Annotated in this window: 20 protein-coding genes and 2 tRNA genes; 10 read left to right on the top strand and 12 right to left on the bottom strand. The window is 62.6% G+C overall.

All coding sequences use genetic code 11. The annotated features are described in order from the left end of the window. Window positions 1-10: 10 nt before the first annotated feature. A tRNA-Leu gene (locus ACAty_RS04775) sits at window positions 11-95 on the top strand. A gap of 328 nt (window positions 96-423) precedes the next feature. Here ACAty_RS04775 and ACAty_RS04770 read toward each other — a convergent pair. Further along, window positions 424-1,731 carry an arsenic transporter gene (locus tag ACAty_RS04770; RefSeq protein WP_004871388.1) on the bottom strand — a complete coding sequence of 436 codons (1,308 nt, stop codon included), beginning with the start codon at window positions 1,729-1,731 and terminating at the stop codon, window positions 424-426. Window positions 1,732-1,820: 89 nt separating this feature from the next. Here ACAty_RS04770 and ACAty_RS04765 point away from each other — a divergent pair, with 89 nt between their 5' ends. The 6 genes from ACAty_RS04765 (at window position 1,821) to ACAty_RS04740 (ending at window position 5,437) form a co-directional block, all read left to right on the top strand. Next, complete coding sequence (locus ACAty_RS04765; protein ID WP_004871386.1) at window positions 1,821-2,186, top strand: ArsR/SmtB family transcription factor; 366 nt, start codon at window positions 1,821-1,823, stop codon at window positions 2,184-2,186. A 5-nt stretch (window positions 2,187-2,191) separates the two neighbouring features. Then, window positions 2,192-2,683: an arsenate reductase ArsC gene (locus tag ACAty_RS04760; RefSeq protein WP_004871382.1), complete on the top strand. Its 492-nt coding sequence runs from the start codon at window positions 2,192-2,194 to the stop codon at window positions 2,681-2,683. 10 nt (window positions 2,684-2,693) lie between these two features. Further along, window positions 2,694-3,167 (top strand): glyoxalase/bleomycin resistance/dioxygenase family protein, encoded by a 474-nt coding sequence (locus ACAty_RS04755; protein ID WP_004871380.1) that lies wholly within the window; start codon window positions 2,694-2,696, stop codon window positions 3,165-3,167. A gap of 170 nt (window positions 3,168-3,337) precedes the next feature. Further along, window positions 3,338-3,646, top strand: coding sequence for a hypothetical protein (locus tag ACAty_RS04750; protein ID WP_004871373.1), 309 nt, complete (start codon window positions 3,338-3,340; stop codon window positions 3,644-3,646). 8 nt (window positions 3,647-3,654) lie between these two features. Then, window positions 3,655-4,725 carry a dihydroorotase gene (pyrC, locus tag ACAty_RS04745; protein ID WP_004871371.1) on the top strand — a complete coding sequence of 357 codons (1,071 nt, stop codon included), beginning with the start codon at window positions 3,655-3,657 and terminating at the stop codon, window positions 4,723-4,725. A gap of 70 nt (window positions 4,726-4,795) precedes the next feature. Continuing rightward, window positions 4,796-5,437 carry a M48 family metallopeptidase gene (locus tag ACAty_RS04740; protein WP_004871368.1) on the top strand — a complete coding sequence of 214 codons (642 nt, stop codon included), beginning with the start codon at window positions 4,796-4,798 and terminating at the stop codon, window positions 5,435-5,437. 165 nt (window positions 5,438-5,602) lie between these two features. Here ACAty_RS04740 and ACAty_RS04735 read toward each other — a convergent pair. The 3 genes from ACAty_RS04735 to ACAty_RS04725 all read right to left on the bottom strand — a co-directional run bounded on the left by ACAty_RS04735 (window position 5,603) and on the right by ACAty_RS04725 (window position 7,521). Then, a tRNA-Ala gene (locus ACAty_RS04735) sits at window positions 5,603-5,678 on the bottom strand. 57 nt (window positions 5,679-5,735) lie between these two features. Then, window positions 5,736-6,743 carry a class I SAM-dependent methyltransferase gene (locus ACAty_RS04730; protein ID WP_004871364.1) on the bottom strand — a complete coding sequence of 336 codons (1,008 nt, stop codon included), beginning with the start codon at window positions 6,741-6,743 and terminating at the stop codon, window positions 5,736-5,738. A gap of 16 nt (window positions 6,744-6,759) precedes the next feature. Beyond that, window positions 6,760-7,521 (bottom strand): sulfite exporter TauE/SafE family protein, encoded by a 762-nt coding sequence (locus ACAty_RS04725; protein ID WP_004871360.1) that lies wholly within the window; start codon window positions 7,519-7,521, stop codon window positions 6,760-6,762. Between the two features lie 142 nt (window positions 7,522-7,663). Between ACAty_RS04725 and ACAty_RS04720 the strand changes: the two genes are divergently transcribed. Then, window positions 7,664-8,617: a D-alanyl-D-alanine carboxypeptidase family protein gene (locus tag ACAty_RS04720; RefSeq protein ID WP_014002554.1), complete on the top strand. Its 954-nt coding sequence runs from the start codon at window positions 7,664-7,666 to the stop codon at window positions 8,615-8,617. Between the two features lie 28 nt (window positions 8,618-8,645). Here ACAty_RS04720 and ACAty_RS04715 read toward each other — a convergent pair whose 3' ends face one another. The 3 genes from ACAty_RS04715 to ACAty_RS04710 form a co-directional block, all read right to left on the bottom strand. After that, on the bottom strand, window positions 8,646-10,190 hold the full coding sequence (locus ACAty_RS04715; protein ID WP_004871354.1) for a DHA2 family efflux MFS transporter permease subunit: 1,545 nt from the start codon (window positions 10,188-10,190) through the stop codon (window positions 8,646-8,648). 118 nt (window positions 10,191-10,308) lie between these two features. Continuing rightward, on the bottom strand, window positions 10,309-10,470 hold the full coding sequence (locus tag ACAty_RS16090; protein WP_004871351.1) for a hypothetical protein: 162 nt from the start codon (window positions 10,468-10,470) through the stop codon (window positions 10,309-10,311). A 62-nt stretch (window positions 10,471-10,532) separates the two neighbouring features. Next, the gene (locus ACAty_RS04710; RefSeq protein WP_226047699.1) at window positions 10,533-11,300 is read right to left on the bottom strand and encodes a pseudouridine synthase; all 768 of its coding nucleotides are present in this window, start codon (window positions 11,298-11,300) and stop codon (window positions 10,533-10,535) included. A 55-nt stretch (window positions 11,301-11,355) separates the two neighbouring features. On the opposite strand from ACAty_RS04710, the gene ACAty_RS04705 reads away from it, so the two are divergent. Then, window positions 11,356-11,667, top strand: a complete 312-nt coding sequence (locus tag ACAty_RS04705) for an encapsulin-associated ferritin-like protein (RefSeq protein WP_004871345.1) — start codon at window positions 11,356-11,358, stop codon at window positions 11,665-11,667. On the opposite strand, the gene hemW is transcribed toward ACAty_RS04705, so the two are convergent. Continuing rightward, window positions 11,664-12,863: a radical SAM family heme chaperone HemW gene (gene hemW, locus ACAty_RS04700; RefSeq protein ID WP_004871343.1), complete on the bottom strand. Its 1,200-nt coding sequence runs from the start codon at window positions 12,861-12,863 to the stop codon at window positions 11,664-11,666. The two genes, ACAty_RS04705 and hemW, sit on opposite strands and share 4 nt — an antisense overlap. A gap of 20 nt (window positions 12,864-12,883) precedes the next feature. Between hemW and ACAty_RS04695 the strand changes: the two genes are divergently transcribed. Continuing rightward, window positions 12,884-13,441, top strand: coding sequence for an LON peptidase substrate-binding domain-containing protein (locus ACAty_RS04695; protein WP_004871340.1), 558 nt, complete (start codon window positions 12,884-12,886; stop codon window positions 13,439-13,441). 18 nt (window positions 13,442-13,459) lie between these two features. Here the strand turns inward: ACAty_RS04695 and ACAty_RS04690 are convergent, their stop codons facing one another. The 4 genes from ACAty_RS04690 to ACAty_RS04675 form a co-directional block, all read right to left on the bottom strand. Next, the gene (locus tag ACAty_RS04690) at window positions 13,460-13,957 is read right to left on the bottom strand and encodes a Crp/Fnr family transcriptional regulator (RefSeq protein ID WP_004871335.1); all 498 of its coding nucleotides are present in this window, start codon (window positions 13,955-13,957) and stop codon (window positions 13,460-13,462) included. Window positions 13,958-14,027: 70 nt separating this feature from the next. Further along, window positions 14,028-14,777 carry a PspA/IM30 family protein gene (locus ACAty_RS04685; protein WP_004871333.1) on the bottom strand — a complete coding sequence of 250 codons (750 nt, stop codon included), beginning with the start codon at window positions 14,775-14,777 and terminating at the stop codon, window positions 14,028-14,030. Between the two features lie 24 nt (window positions 14,778-14,801). Then, entirely contained in the window at window positions 14,802-15,620 is an 819-nt protein-coding gene (locus tag ACAty_RS04680) for a heavy metal-binding domain-containing protein (RefSeq protein WP_004871330.1), read from the bottom strand. Then, entirely contained in the window at window positions 15,617-16,594 is a 978-nt protein-coding gene (locus ACAty_RS04675) for a heavy metal-binding domain-containing protein (RefSeq protein WP_004871328.1), read from the bottom strand. Before ACAty_RS04675 ends, ACAty_RS04680 begins: the two co-directional genes overlap by 4 nt.

Here is a 16,594-nt window from a genome sequence, read left to right as displayed (position 1 = left end):
TAGCGTAAAGGCGAGAGTGGCGGAATTGGTAGACGCACTGGATTTAGGTTCCAGCGCCGCAAGGCGTGGGAGTTCGAGTCTCCCCTTTCGCACCATCCATGAGATTGCCATTTCCAGCCCTATGCTTCGCCGCCCCGTTCTTTTGATCCAATGGTGACCAAAGGGCGAGAGTCCTGCTCTAGGCAGATGGGTTGACATGGGGCACCTGATGAGCCTACCCCAGTCGAGTCGTACCCCGTCTTCATACCCCATCTGGCCGGCAATCCACCTAGGATCTTCCCCGGCAGTCCGCAACATGGAAGCGCAGGTGTGCCGCGTTTGGCAGGGATTGCGGTGGCGGACCTCACCGGGTCGCAACATCCGGCCATGGCCGAACCGTTCGCGCATGACCCGAGGGAAGACAAAATTTCTCAAACGCCTTTTTCAGAGTAGTGGCAACCAAGCCGCCAAGGCCAGCAGCGTCAGGAACAGTACCGGCGGGGTGATGAGGAGTCCGGTGCGCATGTATTGGCCCCAGGTCACGGTCATGCCTTTGCGGCCCAGCACATGCAGCCAGAGCAGGGTGGCCAGACTGCCGATGGGCGTGAACTTGGGGCCAAGATCGCAACCGATGATGTTGGCGTAGACGAAGATTTCCCGTATCAACGGATCCGTGGCCACCGGCAGTTGGTGGATGGCCAAGGCGCCCACCAAAACCGCCGGCATGTTGTTCATCACCGAGGACAGCGCCGCGGCCAGGAAGCCTGACCCAATCGCCGCCAGAACGGTACCTTGTGCCGCCAGATACGCCAGGGCCATGGCCACATAGTTGGTCAAACCGGCATTGCGCAGCCCATAGACCACCAGATACATCCCGAGGCTGAAAATCACGATCTGCCAGGGGGCCTCGTGCAAGACCTTGCGTACGGGAATGCGGGCGCCGCGCCCGCCCTGCAACCAACGTCCGGCCAAAGCGAGGAGGATCAGCGCCCCAGCCCCCGTCACCACCGATACCGGTACCTGCCACTGCGCGGTAACGAAGTAGGCGATTAGTAGCAAAACCAGCACCGGAAAGGCGGCACGGAAGACCACAGGATCCTGGATGGCCGTGCGCGGAGCGTCGAGGTGGGCGGTAGGATAGGACGCGGGCACGGAGCGACGAAAGTAAAGCCAGAGCACCCCCAGGGTGGCCGCCAGTGCCACCAGATCCACCGGTACCATCACCAGGGCATAGCGATCAAACGTGATATTGAAATAATTGGCGCTGACGATGTTGACGAGGTTAGAGATCATCAGCGGCAGACTGGTGGTATCGGCCACAAAACCGGTGGCGATGACAAAGGCGAAGGTGGCCTTGGGTGAGAAGTCGAGCCGCAACAGGATGGCCATGACGATGGGGGTGAGCAGCAGCGCCGCCCCGTCGTTGGCGAATACGGCAGAAATCATCGCCCCCAGCAGGACGATGAGGGGGAAGAGCCGACGCCCACGCCCACCGCCCCAGCGCGCCACGTGCAGAGCCGCCCAATGGAAGAAACCGGCTTCGTCCAGAATCAGGGAGATGATGATGAGGGCGACGAAGGTAAAGGTAGCATCCCAGACGATATGCCAGACCACAGGAATATCGCTCCAGGTGATGACCCCGGTGGCCAGGGCGACGACCGCACCGCCCATGGCACTCCAACCGATCTGGAGTCCCTTGGGCTGCCAGATGACGAGGATCAGGGTCACAACGAAGATGGCCAGGGCAAGCATCCTGTACTCCTTGGGTGAAATTGCCGGTAGTCTTGACGAGCCAAAAACATTTGTCAATAATTCAATCTAACTTGAACCATTGGAATCCCATGACCGAAGAGCACAGCGATCGCATTGTCGCCCGCCTCGAGGCCCTGGCCTCGCCGGTGCGGCTCGCCATTTTTCGCCTACTGGTGGAGCACGAGCCGGAAGGCCTTTTCTCCGGCCAGATTGCCGAACGGATCGGGCAACTGCACAACGGCGTATCCTTTCACCTCAAGGTTCTGCAGCACGCCGATCTCGTCATCGTCCACCGCGAGGGACGTTTCCAGCGCTACCGGGCGCAGATGCCCGTGGTGCGCTCCCTGGTCGCCTACCTTACCGAAAACTGCTGTCGCGGCACCCAATCCTGCACTATCCCCGACGAGTCCGAATCCAGCGCAGCAGCCACCGCTTCCGCCGCCCCACCGAGGTGACACCGATGAAAACCCCCGAGATCCTCTTTCTGTGCACCGGCAACTCCTGTCGTTCCATCCTGGCCGAAGCCACCCTCAACGGCCTTGCCCAGGGCAGGCTCCACGCCGGCAGCGCCGGCAGCCATCCGGCAGGTTATGTGCATCCGCGCAGTGTTGCCCTCCTGCAGCGGGAAGGCTTCTCTACCGAAGGTCTCGCCAGCAAGTCCTGGGACGATCTGCCCACTACCCCGGATATCGTCATCACCGTCTGCGCCAGTGCCGCTGGCGAGACCTGCCCGGCCTATCTCGGCCCTGCCCTGCGCGCCCATTGGGGGGTAGACGATCCCGCCAAGGCGACCGGCAGCGAGGCGGAAATCGAGGCCGCTTTCGAGAAAGCCTATCGAATCCTGCGCCATCGCATCGAGGCGCTTTTGCAACTGCCCGTCGCCGAATGGCTAGCCGAAGATCCCAGTCGCCTGCGCACGGAACTGGAACGCATTGGTCACAGTGAACCCTGAGGATTACTGCATGTCCACCGAGTTGTCTCCCCTGGTGCCCGCTCGCCAGGAATTTCATCTGAGCTTCCGGGTAACCGATCTTGCCCGCAGCACGGCCTTCTATCGGGACTTTTTCGGGGTTGAGCCCAGACAACAGACGGCGCGCTTCAGCACCTTCATCGTCCCCGATCTCTGCCTGAATCTGGTGATTCTCGTCAACGACCGGGACGAGCCCCTCGACACCTACAGCCTCTACCACGTGGGCCTGGGAGTGCGGAGCAAGGAAGCGGTGATCGCCGCCTACCATCGCGCCGTGGCCGCCGGTGCCGAGGTGGTCAAGCCGCCGCGCAGCACCTGGCGCGGCACACCTCTGCACGAACTCTGGCTGCGCGATCCCACGGGTTATCTCCTCGAAATTTACGCTCGGATGACGGAAGAAGAGCTCGCCACCATGCCCGCCGACCAAGAGCCGGTATTTCTGGTGCCCGGTACGGAGTCGAGGTAAACCGTGCGACTTTCTCGGGATAAGCGCTCGCCCAGCACCAGGCACAGCCACCCTGGAAGCGTGTCGCGCCTAACGGTTTGCGGACGGCGAGCCGTAGGCAGTGAGGGCTTATCTCGGTGGTGTCGGGATCTGGTATACTCCGGGGCTGTGCACGCTTCGGGAGAAGAGCCATGGGACGTAGGCATTGCTGGGCAGCCCTTCCCCTGCTCGTGGCCGGTATGGTGAGCATGACGCAGGCATCGGTGTATATAGCGCCCGCCACGCAGAACGATCCGGCCCAACTGGCGCTGCAAAGCGCCATCAACGAGCAACGGTTGCAGCTGAATCAGATGGAGCTGGATCAGCAGGAATCCGCCCTGCAGCAGGAACAACGGCGTGAGGCCCAGCGACTGAAGGACAACCAGCTGCAGATCCAGCAGGAAGCGATCCAGCAACAGTTGCGCGCGCAGGCGGCGCAGTCGTCCCCCCCGCAGCCATGATTGCGTCCGTGCCACCCGCAGACGAGTCCGCCGGTACGGAGCAACTGCGGCTCATCCGTCCCGACGATTGGCATCTGCATCTACGCGACAACGAACTCCTCGCCGCCGTCCTGCCGGCCACGGCCCGATGTTTTGCCCGCGCCATCGTCATGCCCAACCTGAAACCGCCCGTTACCACCGTGGCTGCGGCCGCTGCCTATCGTGAGTGGATCCTGGCTGCCCTGCCGGCGTCCTCCGATTTTCAACCCCTCATGACCCTCTACCTCACGGAAGCCACGCCCGTGGGGGAAATCGAGGCCGCGGTACACAGCGGTTTCGTCCACGGTATCAAGTATTATCCAGCGGGAGCGACCACCAATTCCGAGAACGGCGTTCGCGACATCCGCCGGGTCTATCCGGTGCTCGCCGCCATGGAAAAACACGGTCTGCCCCTCCTGCTACACGGCGAAGTGACCGACCCCGAGGTGGATATATTCGATCGCGAAGCCGTATTCATCGAACGGATACTCACGCCTGTGCTGGCGGACTTTCCGGGGCTCAAGGTCGTGCTCGAGCACATCACGACGGCAGAGGCGGCGGACTTCGTGCGCGGCCACTCCCAGCGGCTGGCCGCCACCATCACGGTCCATCACCTGCTTCACAATCGCAACGCCCTCTTTCAGGGTGGTATCCGTCCGCACCACTACTGCCTGCCGGTGTTGAAGCGTGAACGCCATCGCCAGGCCCTGGTGGCAGCAGCCACCAGCGGGGCGCCGGAGTTCTTCCTGGGGACGGACAGCGCCCCGCACCCGCGCGGGCAAAAGGAATCCGCCTGCGGCTGCGCCGGCATCTATTCCGCACCGGCCGCCATCGAACTGTACGCCGAGGTTTTTGCTGCCGCCAACGCTCTGGATCGACTGGAAGCCTTTGCCAGTCGTAACGGTCCGCGTTTTTATGGATTACCCGAGAATACCGACCACATCCGGCTGGTGCGACGCCCCTGGACCATGCCCGAGTCCCTGAATCTCGCCGGCGATCGTCTGGTGCCCCTGCGGGCGGGGGAGAGCGTCGCCTGGTCCTGCTTACCCGATCCGGACTAGTTTCCTGCCCATGCTGCGCGGGAGGGGAAGGGAAAATCACCTGGTCTGGCGTGGACTTGAAGTTCGCGTATTGTTCAAACCCAATCGCCACAGCTATCTACGCATACGCCCGCCTGGCGGCGATATCGAGGTCACCGCACCCCTCGGGATGCCGCTTTCTGCGGTACTCGCCCTGCTCCATGAGCGCAGGGCGTGGATCGACACCCAACGTGCGCGGCTTTTGGCTACCAGAGAGCAGGATCAAAACCGCTTTACCGACGGCGAGCGGATCCGGATCTTTGGCGTGCCGTATCCCCTGCGCGTGCGGTCCGGTGCGAGGTCGTCGACGGTACGTCTGGTTGACGGGGAACTGCGGCTATGGACCCAAAAACCCAGTACCGCCGCAGAGCGCGCCCATTTGCTGCAGAGCTTTTACCACGATCAACTGGCGCTGCGCATTGCGCCGCTGGTGGAGGTGTACCGGCGCCCACTTGGGCTTACCGAGGTCGCCTGGCACATTCGCCCCATGAAAACGCGCTGGGGTAGCTGCAGCACCCGCACCCGCCGTATCACCCTGAACCTCGAGTTGATCCACCACCCGGAGCACTGCCTGGAATACGTGGTGGTACACGAGTTGGTCCATTTTCACGAGCGCCATCACAACAACCGTTTTTATAGCCGGGTAGAGGCGCTACTACCCCAATGGCAGGAGGCACACCGGCACTTGTCCTAGCCGCAGGCCAAACGGAGGATATGGACGGGCCCGGCAGAGATCGTGGTCGATTCGCGACGATCCGGCTGGCAGCCACCCGGCAGCACAGCTGGCCGGAACCCCGCGCGGCGCGGGGACCGCAGGCGAAAAAATGGCTCGGAGACTATCCGAGCCCTCACATAGGTATGGTGGAGCGGAGGAGGATCGAACTCCCGACCTTCGCATTGCGAACGCGACGCTCTCCCAGCTGAGCTACCGCCCCATATCGCCGCAGGATAGTGCGCGCGGCAGAAAAAAGCAATGGCCCCGGGTCTCTCCCTCAGGGGCGTCGGCCGACCACCACCGCATCGCTACCCACGCGATGGATGCTGGCGGCAAAGCCGGCAGCGGTTAGCGCCTCGGCAATTTCTTCAGGGTGCAGGAAATGATTGCCCTGGATGTGCTCGGAGAGGTTCTGGAAGGCCATGGTGCGATACGCTGGCTCGCGCAAAACCGCAGTATCCTCGGGCCAGGACGGTTCCCAGATGACCAGAGCCCCACCGGGGCGCAGTTCGCCGTGCAAACGCTCCAAGAGGCTGCCGCGCGCTTCCCAGACGTGGTGCAGGGCGCGATTCATGGCGATGAGATCGGCGGGCTCCGGTAGTGCAAAGCGATGGATGTCGCCCTGGGCAAAGTGCAGACGATCGCCGAGGCCCTCCCGTTGGGCGAGGCGCTGGGCCTCACGTATGTTTTCGTCAAAACCGTCGAGCCCGAGGCCGCGCAGGGAGCGGCAACGCCCCAGAAGCGCGCGCAGATACCAGCCGTTGCCGCAGCCAAGATCCACGGCAAGCCCCTGGCGTTCGTTTATTTCCGCAAAAATGGGCACGGCCGGCAGCACCTTCTCTTCAAAGCTGCGCCGGAAGTTGTGCTCGAGCATGGCACCAAACCAGGGCAGTATGGTTTCGCGTTCGGCCAGCACTTTCTCACCAGGACGCTCACCGCTACGCATCAGCCCCGCTGCGCGCTCAGCCATGTGGGCGGACAAAACGGCACCAATGGCCAGGGCCATGGTGCTGTCCTCTGCCTCCGGTCGCATGGCCGCTCCGTCGTCGCTCAGGAGGAATGCATCGCCTTTGCGCTCCAGCCAGCCAAAGGCGTAGGCTGCGTCGCACCAGCGCTGCAGATAGCCGGCATCCATCCCCGTTTTTTCTGCCAGGCCCTGAACCTGCGCGCCGCCCAGGTCGTGCAGGGCAGAAAAGAGGCCGTTGACGACGCCGATGAAAGCGACATCCAGAGACAGTGCGCCCTGGGCGCGTTTGCGTAATTCATCCAGAGGGGTTCTTGCCACGATGGTTCTCCCGATATCAGATGAGGTACTGAATTCCAACGATGGTCAGCAGGGCCAGAGTGGACAGCAAAAAAGCGCGCTGCGGAATACGAAAGTGCAGACGGTTGCCTGCCCACAAGCCCAGCAGCACGGGTGGCACGAGGAACACGAAGCTGATGGCCAGAGGCAGCGTCAGCAGCGACAATCCGATGTACAAAAAAAGTCGCACGATATTGTCCGCAAGCGCAATACCCTGAAAGGTCGCGCGAAAGGCCCGCTTGTCCAGATGACGCATCTGCAGGTAGGCAACGATGGGCGGCCCGCCACCGCCGTAGAGACTACCGATGACTCCACCGAAGATGCCGAGGGGTAAACCCCAGGGCAGACTCAGACGGGGCAGTTTCTCGGGCTTCAGAACCAAGGCGTAGACCACGTAGGCCAGAATGAAGAGTCCCAAGAAACGGGTCAGGCTCTGGGCATCGGTATCGGCGAGGATGAAGGCGCCCGCGGCCAGACCCAGGAGGCTGCCGGGCACGAGCCAACGCAACTCCGGCCAGCGGATCTCGTGAAAATCGTAGGCGCCCAGCAGAACGGAGCCCACCAGATCCAGGAGCAGCACCACCGGCACGACTTCCTTGACCGGAAAGATGAGCGCAAGCAGGGCGACGGAAATGAGACCCGAACCAAAACCGATGACGGCGCGCACATAAAAGGCCAACAGCACGACGAGGGCGGCCATGCCGAGAAGCTCAGGATGCTGCCACAGAGAAGACCAAGCCAGGGAGTGTTGGGTAAACATACCGACCAGTCTACCTGTTCTTGATCCCGAGGACCAGCCTGAGCCCCCTCAGGGCTAGGCAGAAAAGAGAAAAGGGCCTAATATCCCAGAGACCTGGACGTCCATCTTCCCAACCTACTCCAAGCCCGGTCGGAGCAAGACCATGCTAGCAAAAAACGCCATGCCCGTCCCGTATCTCCGCTGGACCGCAGCGCAGATGGCCCATATCGTGCCACTGCTCCTGTCCCTGGTTGCCTGCGCCATGCTGCTCCATAGCACCAGTGCACGGGCACAGAATATCGTGCAGGCGGGGCTCCCCGTCATCGATGCGCGGGCCTACATTCTCATGAATGCCGAGACCGGGCAGATTCTAGCAACGAAGCACGCCTATCGGCCCTACGCCATTGCCAGTATCACCAAGTTGATGACCCTCTACCTGCTCTTTCAAGATCTGCAGAGCGGGCACCTGAGCTTGCAGCAGCAATTCAAACCCTGCCCGGCGGCCCTGCACACGGGCGGATCCACCATGGATCTGCGCGCCGGGGTGCCCTTCACCGTCGCCCAGATGATCCTCGGTATGACCGTACCATCGGGCAACGATGCCGCGGTGGAAGCGGCGCACCTCGTTTCCGGCAGTGTGCCTGCCTTCGTCCGCAAGATGAACCGCACGGCGCGCCAATTGGGGATGCTCTCCACGCAATTCTACGACCCCGATGGCCTACCGCATCCCAACAACACCGCCAGCCCCTACGATATTGCCCTGCTCACCCGGGCCATCATGACCCAGTTCCCGCAGTACATGCCCTTCTTCCAGCACGAGCATTTCACCTACGGCGGCATCACCTACCCCAACCCCAATCTTTTGGTGGGGCGTGTGCCTTTCATCACGGGGATGAAGAGTGGCTATACCGATGCCGCAGGGCACTGTCTGGTGGCCACGGGAACGCAGGATGGCGTCAAGCTCATTGCCGTGGTCCTCGGCGTTCCTTCCTTCCACGACGAAGCCCGCGGTTTCTGGAAGGCATCCTGGCAGAGCCTCAAACTCCTGGATTGGGGCTTTGCTCGCACGCTGTGGCTACCGGGTGCGCCACAGCTGGAACGCACCGCCGCCCACTGAATCCATACGGGCAACGCCATCACGTGCCTCACTCCGCCGGAGGTGCGGCGGTGGCGGCCTTGTCCGCTGGCTTTTTCAAAAAGAGTACAAGCGGCAAGAGTACCAAAAAGCCATAGAGCACCAGAACGAAGGCGTCCAGGATACCGCGCATGCCCGCCTGCGGTAGCAGCACGATCTGGCCCAGAATGTGCCAGGTGGTGGGATCTCGGTCCAGGCCCGCGGCACTGAGATAATGCCTCATGGCCGGATTGAAATTGCTCATGTGACCGCCCATCTGGTTCCAGGCGACCTGCCTCTGCTCCGTCATCACCGTCGAGACGATGGCGATACCGATACTCCCGCCAAGGGTCCGCATCAGATTGAAAATGCCCGAACCTTCCGCCTGCTGCGATTTGTCCAGGGTACTGAAGGCCAGGGTAAAGAGCGGAATGGTGACAAAACCGAAACCGATACCGCGGATGAAGGCAGGCCAGATGACCCAGGCCATGCTGATATCGAGGTTATAGAGGGTGGTAAACCAGGTTCCGAGGGCGCCGAAGAAAATCCCGACGATGACGATGTCCCGCGGATTGATGCCGCGTCCCAGAAGGCGTCCTGCCAGCATCATGGCCAGCATGGCGCCGAGACCCTGGGGCGCCATGACGAGGCCCGTGGTAAAGGCCTCGTAGCGCAGGTAGTCCTCGAGCATGATGGGCAAGATCACCATGGTGCCGAAGAGCGCCAGACCAAAGATGGCGATGCCCATACTGCCGATGGCGAGATTGCGATCGCGCAGCAGGCGCAGATTTACCACGGGGTGGCGGATGTCCAGGGAACGCCAGAGGAAGAAGGCCAGACCCAACACCGACACGAGCGTCAGGATGATGATGGTGTGCGAGCTGAACCAGTCGTCCTGATTACCAAGGCTCAAGACCGCCTGCAGCGCGCCGAGACCCAACGCCATGAGACCGAAGCCAAGCCAGTCCACCGGCCGCGGATGGTCGCTTCGACCACCATCGGGCACGGCCTGCATGAGCAGGAAGGCAAGGATTCCAAAGGGGACGTTGACGTAAAAGACCCACCGCCAGCTGAGCGTATCCGTCAGATATCCACCCAGGGTTGGCCCCAGAATCGGTCCCAACATGATACCCATGCCGAGGATGGCCATGGCTTGCCCGCGATTTTCCGGAGGATAGGCACCGAGCATGATGGTTTGTCCAACGGGCGCCAAAGAGGCGCCGAACACCCCCTGCAAGAGGCGCCAGAGGACGATCTCCGGAAGGCTATGCGACTGGCCACAGAGCACAGAGGCCACGACAAACCCCACCACACTCCAGAGCATGACGGTGCGCTGTCCATAGCGCTCCACCAGCAGTCCCGTCAGCGGCAGGATGACGACATTGGCCACCATGTAGCTGGTCAGAACCCAGGTGATCTGATCGCTGTTGGCCTGGAGGGAGCCACGCATGTAGGTGAGCGCGACATTGACGATGGTCAGATCGAGCACCTGCATGACCACCGCCAACATGACCGCGATGGTGATGGTGACGACGGATCCCTTGCCTGGACCGGAAACCGTGGAAGTCTGCGTCATGAGAAAGCTCCTGATTCTCAGCGCACCCAGTGTACCGACCGAACGGTCGGTCCGCAAGCCCACAGAAAAAGGGCCAGCCCGAAGGCTGGCCTGGATGGGATCTGCCCGTCCCTGAAGATCAGGCGGCGCGCTTTTCGCTCAACTCGGTCAGATCCTTACCCGCCAGGTACTGCATCCGCAGTTCCTCGTCGCTGACATGGCTGAAGTCGGCACCGCGCGCCTCCGCCTCCTGCACCGCGCGGACAAAATCCATCTCACGCTCCAGTTCCCAAAGTTCCATCGTTCACCTCCATTCCATCAGTACATTAGTTGTAACTAACATACAGGTATATTATGAGATAGTCAAGTATCATAAGTTTTTCTTAGCTCATCATTGCCCATGGATTCCAGCGCGGTGATCTCCGCCTCGCTCAGCCAGCGCCAGCTGCCCGGGGCCAGATCTCCCAGGATCACGGAACCAAAGGCAATACGAATGAGGCGCAACACCTCTACCCCCTGGGCCTCCAGGAGGCGGCGGATCTGGCGATTGCGCCCTTCCTGCAGAACGAACTCCAGCCATTGCGTCTTGCCGCCACAGGCCACCGCACGTACTTCCATGGGCAGGCAAGGTCGTCCGTCCAGTACCGATGCGGTGGCGATATGGTGTAGCGCCTCGGCCGCCAAGGGTGGGCGAATCTGCACCCGGTAGGTTTTGGGTAGATGTCCGGCGGGGTCAAGCAGACGCTGACTCCAGATCGGATCGTTGCTGAACAGTAGCAGCCCGCTGCTGGCGCGATCCAGCCGGCCAATGGGCGCGAGCCAGGGCTCCTGCGGTATATCGGCGAAGACGGTGGGTCGACCGCGCTCATCGCTGCGGGATACCACGACTCCCCTTTTCTTATGCAGCATGAGCACCTGGCGTCGGGCCCGTTGCTGGGGAATCCCATCGATGCTGATCCACAGATCCAGACCTCGCTGCGGCGCCTCGGGGTCGCGGACGATGCGCCCGTCCACCGCCACCCGCCCGGCGCGGATCCATTGCGCTGCCACCGTCCGTGAACACAGGCCCCATTTGGACAGCACCCGCGCCAACCCCAGGCGCGGCACAGCGTCGGGCTTTGTCTCCCGCACCTTTCTTGGTCTATGCTGTCGAGGCAACTTCATCACTGTACAGGAGGGTCAAGCCGTGGCGCACGAAGGTCTGCACGAAGCCCCTGAGAAGCTCAGCAAGGACACCCTCGACATCCACCGCGCCATCGTCTCGCTGATGGAAGAGCTCGAGGCCGTCGACTGGTACCAGCAGCGCGCCGATGCCTGCACCGACCCCAGCCTGAAGTCGGTGCTGGAGCACAACCGCGACGAGGAAATCGAGCACGCCGCCATGGTCCTGGAATGGCTGCGGCGCAAGCTGCCCCGGTTGGACCAGGAATTGCGCGAGTACCTCTTCAAGGACGGCTCCATCACCGGTCATGAGGCCGAGGCCATGGGCCGCGACTAGCTCGGTTCATGGGCGTGGGTCGCTGGGCGTCTGGGGCTGCGCGGCAGAAAACGGCCGCAGAGCTCATTGTGCCAATCCAAGCCAAAGCGCGTGGGACGCCAGCGCCCGTCCTCAAAGGTCAGCAGGCCCTCCTTCCGGGCACGGCGCAGTTGCGGCTCGATCTGCAGACAGGGCAGACCGGTGCCGGCCTCAAACTGCGCACAGCTAAAGCCCTCCAGCAGGCGCAGGGTGTTGAGCAGAAACTCGAAGGGTCGCTCCGCCGGCGCTACCCAGTGGCCGCGTCCGATCTGTGCAGCAGGACCCAAGGCATCGCTCAGGTAGGACTCCGGTCGCGCCGGCTTCTGGCTGCGCCAGATACCCTGGCCCGGCAGGGTGATCTTGCCGTGCGCGCCAGCCCCGATACCCACGTAGTCGCCAAAGCGCCAATAATTCCGATTGTGCCAGCATTCCTGTCCCGGGCGGGCGTGGGCAGAAATCTCATAGCGCGCAAGTCCCGCCTCCTGCAGCCGCTCGCGCAGGGCCAGTTCCATGTCCGCGGCCAGATCTTCCCCGGGCAGCCCCGATGGGGCCTGGCGTGCAAAGGGAGTGCCGGCCTCCAGGGTGAGTTGATACAGGGAAAGGTGCGGGGGCGCATAGGCCAGTGCCCGCTCCAGATCGGCCAGGGCCGCTGCCAGGTCTTGCCCCGGCAAAGCAAAGATGAGGTCCAGGTTCCAGCTGGCAAAGCCCGCCTCCAAAATGGCGGACACCGCCGCCATGGCCGCTCGGCCGTCGTGAATGCGGCCGAGTCGGGCCAGAAAACCGTCGTCAAAGGACTGCACCCCCAGGGACAGGCGCGTGATCCCCGCCTGGCGAAAGGCGCGGAAACGCGCCGCCTCGCTGGCTCCGGGATTGGCCTCCAGGCTGACCTCGAGACCGGGCATCAGGCGCAGGCGGGCACGCAGCTCCGAGAGCAGACGGGCAATGCTCTCGGGCGGAAACAGGCTGGGTGTGCCGCCTCCCAGGAAGATGCTGTGCACCGGCCGTCCCCAGATCCGCGGCAGCTCCCGTTCGAGGTCGGCAATGAGGGCATCCACATAATGCTCCGCCGGAAATTCCGGGGCGGCATAGGAATTGAAATCGCAGTAGGGACATTTGGCCAGACACCAGGGCAGATGCACGTACACGGACAGGGCAGGTGCTTGCAGATCAAGGGTCATGGCGATGCGGGAGTGAGGACATGATGGAAAACGATTCCGAAACGTGGATCCCCCTATTCTTGCTCAGCACGGTGCTCTTTCCCAGAGCCCGGATGGGCCTGCGCGTCTTTGAACCCCGCTATCTGGACATGGTCAGTCGCTGTCTGCGCGAGCAGCGGGACTTCGGTATCTGCCTCAACGCCCCCGGCGGCGCGGAGGGTGAGCCGGAGACGGTGGGTACGTTGGCCCACATCGTCGACTGGGACAGCGATGACGGGGTACTGCTCATCGAGGTGGAGGGCCGCAGCCGCTTCACGGTGCTGGACTGGCGCCGCGAGAGCCCGGTGAGTGAGGGACGACCGCGTTACTGGGTGGAGGAACCCAAGCTTCCTCTGGAGTTCGAGCACGAATGGCTCAAACCCATTCTCGTGGAAATCCTCGGAGAGGATCTTGCCGCAAGCCTCGATGCCAGCACCGCCGGCATGATTCTCGCTCAAGCCTTGCCCGCCCCCGCCGCCGAAAAACAGCGCCTCTTGGTCCTGGACGATCCTCTGGTTCGGTTGCGCCGAATCGCGCAGCTGCTGCGCCGCGACGACTGAAGCCCCTGCGCCTGCCGCTCAGCCCTGCCCGCTTTTACCGTAGATGTAGCTGGAAAAGTCCGAGTACTCCTGGGAGAGATTGCGGAACAGGTGGTCAAGGCTGATGATGACCTGTTCCAATATGTTGGTGGTGATGTAGGGCTGCTCCACCTTGAGCCGCTGATAATGTGCCCGGGTGAGGGCCAGCACCTGGGTGTCCGCCGCTTTGGCAACGATCCTGGCGCTGCGCGGCTGGCGGTCGAAGAAGGACATCTCACCGGCCATCTGCCCTTCCCCGACGCGCACCACCTCCACCTCCCCACCGTCCGCACTGTGGTGAACGATGGCCATCTCTCCCCGGACACAGAAAAAGAGCGCCTCGCCCAGGGTACCCCACTCCGCAATGACCTGATTCTGCGCAAAGCGGGCGTGGGTCACGTACTGGGCGAGGGTGTGAATTTCCTCGAGGGTCAGGGATTTGGCCAGGTGATGCTGCTTGAGAAACTCGCCAATCTCCACCGGATCCGTCTGGCTCATGGCACTGTCCCCGCGATGGTTCTGCTTTCCATCCGCAAATCCTGCCACAGCCGCCCACTTTGCGAAAGTCTCAGTGGGAGGCGGTATCGGAGTCCGCCTCGGCCTTGCCCTCGGGCGTCGAACCTTTGGCCATTTCCGCCTTGAGGCGTGCGAGATCGGCATCCACCCCGCCACTTTCCCGCAGCTTATCCATCTCGCGATCCGTCTGACTGCGGGGATCCAGCGGATCGGAAAGCGCGCCCGAGGCCATCAGTCCGTCCACCGCCGCGGCCTTGGCCTGCATCTGCTTGGTCCGATCCATGGCCCGCTGCATGGCCTCGCCGGCGTCGTCCATGCCCTTGCCAATGCCAGACAAGGCCTCACCCGCGGCCACCTCCGACTTGGCTGCGAGCATCTCGCCCTTCATGACCTCTTTCTGGCTGCGGAACTGTTCGATGCGATCCTGCAGCTTGCGCTCGTAATCCGTCAGTTTGTCCGCCTGGGCGGCAATCTGGTCGTGGGCGTCCTTGAGGGACTGCAGTTTTTCCAGGGCCGACTGCTTCTGCGCAAGCTCCGCCTTGGCCAGGTCTTCGCGATTGGCCGCCAAAGCCGTGCGCGCATCGGCCTCGGCACGATCGGCGGCCTTCTGGGCTTCAGTCATCTGATTTTCCAGGGAGACCTTTTCGGTGACCACGTCGGCGAGGTGCCGCTTGGTCTCCTGCAGACTGGACAGCATTTTTTCGTAGGACAGGTCCAGGGTCTCCGACGGGTCCTCGGCATTGTTGAGAAAATGATTGATCCTGGCCTGCAGGATTTCACTGGCGTGTTTGAAGAGGGACATCCGGCTGCTCCTTGCCCTTGGGGCTCAATCGTTGACCGGCAGGACCAACTGCGGGCGCAGTTCGTCCACCTTGGCGTCGGCGCCGTCCATGGCCTTGACGGCCGTGCCGACGGCAAAAAATTCGATGATGTGTGGCTTCCAGTTGTGGCTGCCCTCGTGCAGCTGCACCCCGGTGATACCGTCTGCCTCGGCCTCCTGCGCCTCGTGCTGCATCCGCTCCATGGCCAGCTCGCGCGCGTCGTACATGGCCTGGGTGAACTGCTCCAATTCCGTGTTGCGGCCGATGTTGCCCATGGAGCGCAGGACGCCCTGGTGGGCGACGTGGTAGACGCAGGAACCCATCACCATTTCCATGGGCCGGTAGCCTGCCTGCAGCAGCATCCAGAAATCCTGGCCGGAAAGATCGCTGGTGAAGGGCTTGCCGCCCACGCCCTTGAAACCGGGAGCGCCGCTGCGGTGCGCGATGGCCGTGCCGATGGCCATGAATTCGAGGATGTCCGGATCCCACTCCATTCGCTTGACCTCCAGACGCACACCGACGATGCCATCGGCCTGGAGCAGGATCGCCTCCTGTTCCATGCGGCTGATGGCCAGCTCCCTGGCCTGGTACATGGCCTGGGAGAGGACATCCATCTCCATGTTCTGGTTCCAGTTGCCGTACTGGATACCCATGTGGTAGATGCACGAGCCGACCACCAGGCCCAGGGGCTCGAATTCGGCCTTGCGCACCATGACAAACTCGTTGACGGAAAGATCCGAGGTAAAAATACCCTCGTGACTGCCCTGGGAGCGTAGCCCCTTGAGTCGTTCTACCGCATGGGGTGCCAGTGTGTCTTCGCTCATACGAGATCCTTGACGGTGGGGGTGAAAGGTTTGAGGGGACGGTCGCCCAGGGACAAGACCGGTTGCAGCTCGTGCCGTGGCGCTTGCTGGCGCTCGTAGCTCACAGCGGTGCCAATGGCGATGTGGCGACAGAGGTAGCGCTGGGGTTGATCCTGATCGCCTGCAAAACGCAGTACCTGCCAGAAATGGGTGTGCGCGAGCACTCCAGCACCGAGCCGCTGCCCATCCTGCTGCAGATCGTACAGGGCGCGCCGCCGCACGTTTTCCTGAAAACTCGACAGGTCCGTGATTTCGAGATTCTGAAAGGCGGCGCCGAAGGGTGCCATCTGTCCCGCCTGATCCAGGGCCGTTCCCAGGAAAGGCTGGTACCAGTCGTAGTAGGCGCCGATGGATATGCCCACCGGGACCACACCGTCCTCCAACAGGCGTACGAATTCCAGGGCCGGTACCGTAGCCACGGCGGGCTCCGCCGCGGGCGGTAGATCCTGAATACGCACGGCCGTGCCGACGAGACCGAAATCCATGTCCTGGCTTTCGCCCCGATGCACGCGCATGCGCACATCCACCACGGCATTGGCACCCATGGCCACGGCCTCCAGCTGCATCCGGGCAACGGCACTGCGCCAACCATCGTGATGCCCCTGGGTCCAGGAGTAGCCAAAATGGTACCAACAGTTGCCACTGACCATACCCAGAGGCCTGATGCCGTGGGAGCGTTCCATGAGGAGTGCGGCCACACTGCCGCTACTGATCCAGGGTAACTGGCGGCTTGCCGTGGCCCGCAGCCGTCCCTCCACAAAACTGGGTAGGCGGCGGGCGCTCAGGGCGGCCTGCCATTCGCCCGCGCGCTGCATCTCCTCCGCGCTCTGTTGCTTGATCTGGGGAGCCAGTTGCTGACCGAGATTGTGCACGGCCGCTTCGGCGTCCTGTGCCGCCTCTTCCACACCGCGCTTGATGCGATCCCACAGAGACAT

It is taken from the genome of Acidithiobacillus caldus ATCC 51756, from assembly GCF_000175575.2.
Classification (GTDB): domain Bacteria; phylum Pseudomonadota; class Gammaproteobacteria; order Acidithiobacillales; family Acidithiobacillaceae; genus Acidithiobacillus_A; species Acidithiobacillus_A caldus.
This window is presented reverse-complemented; position numbering and strand designations above follow the sequence as displayed.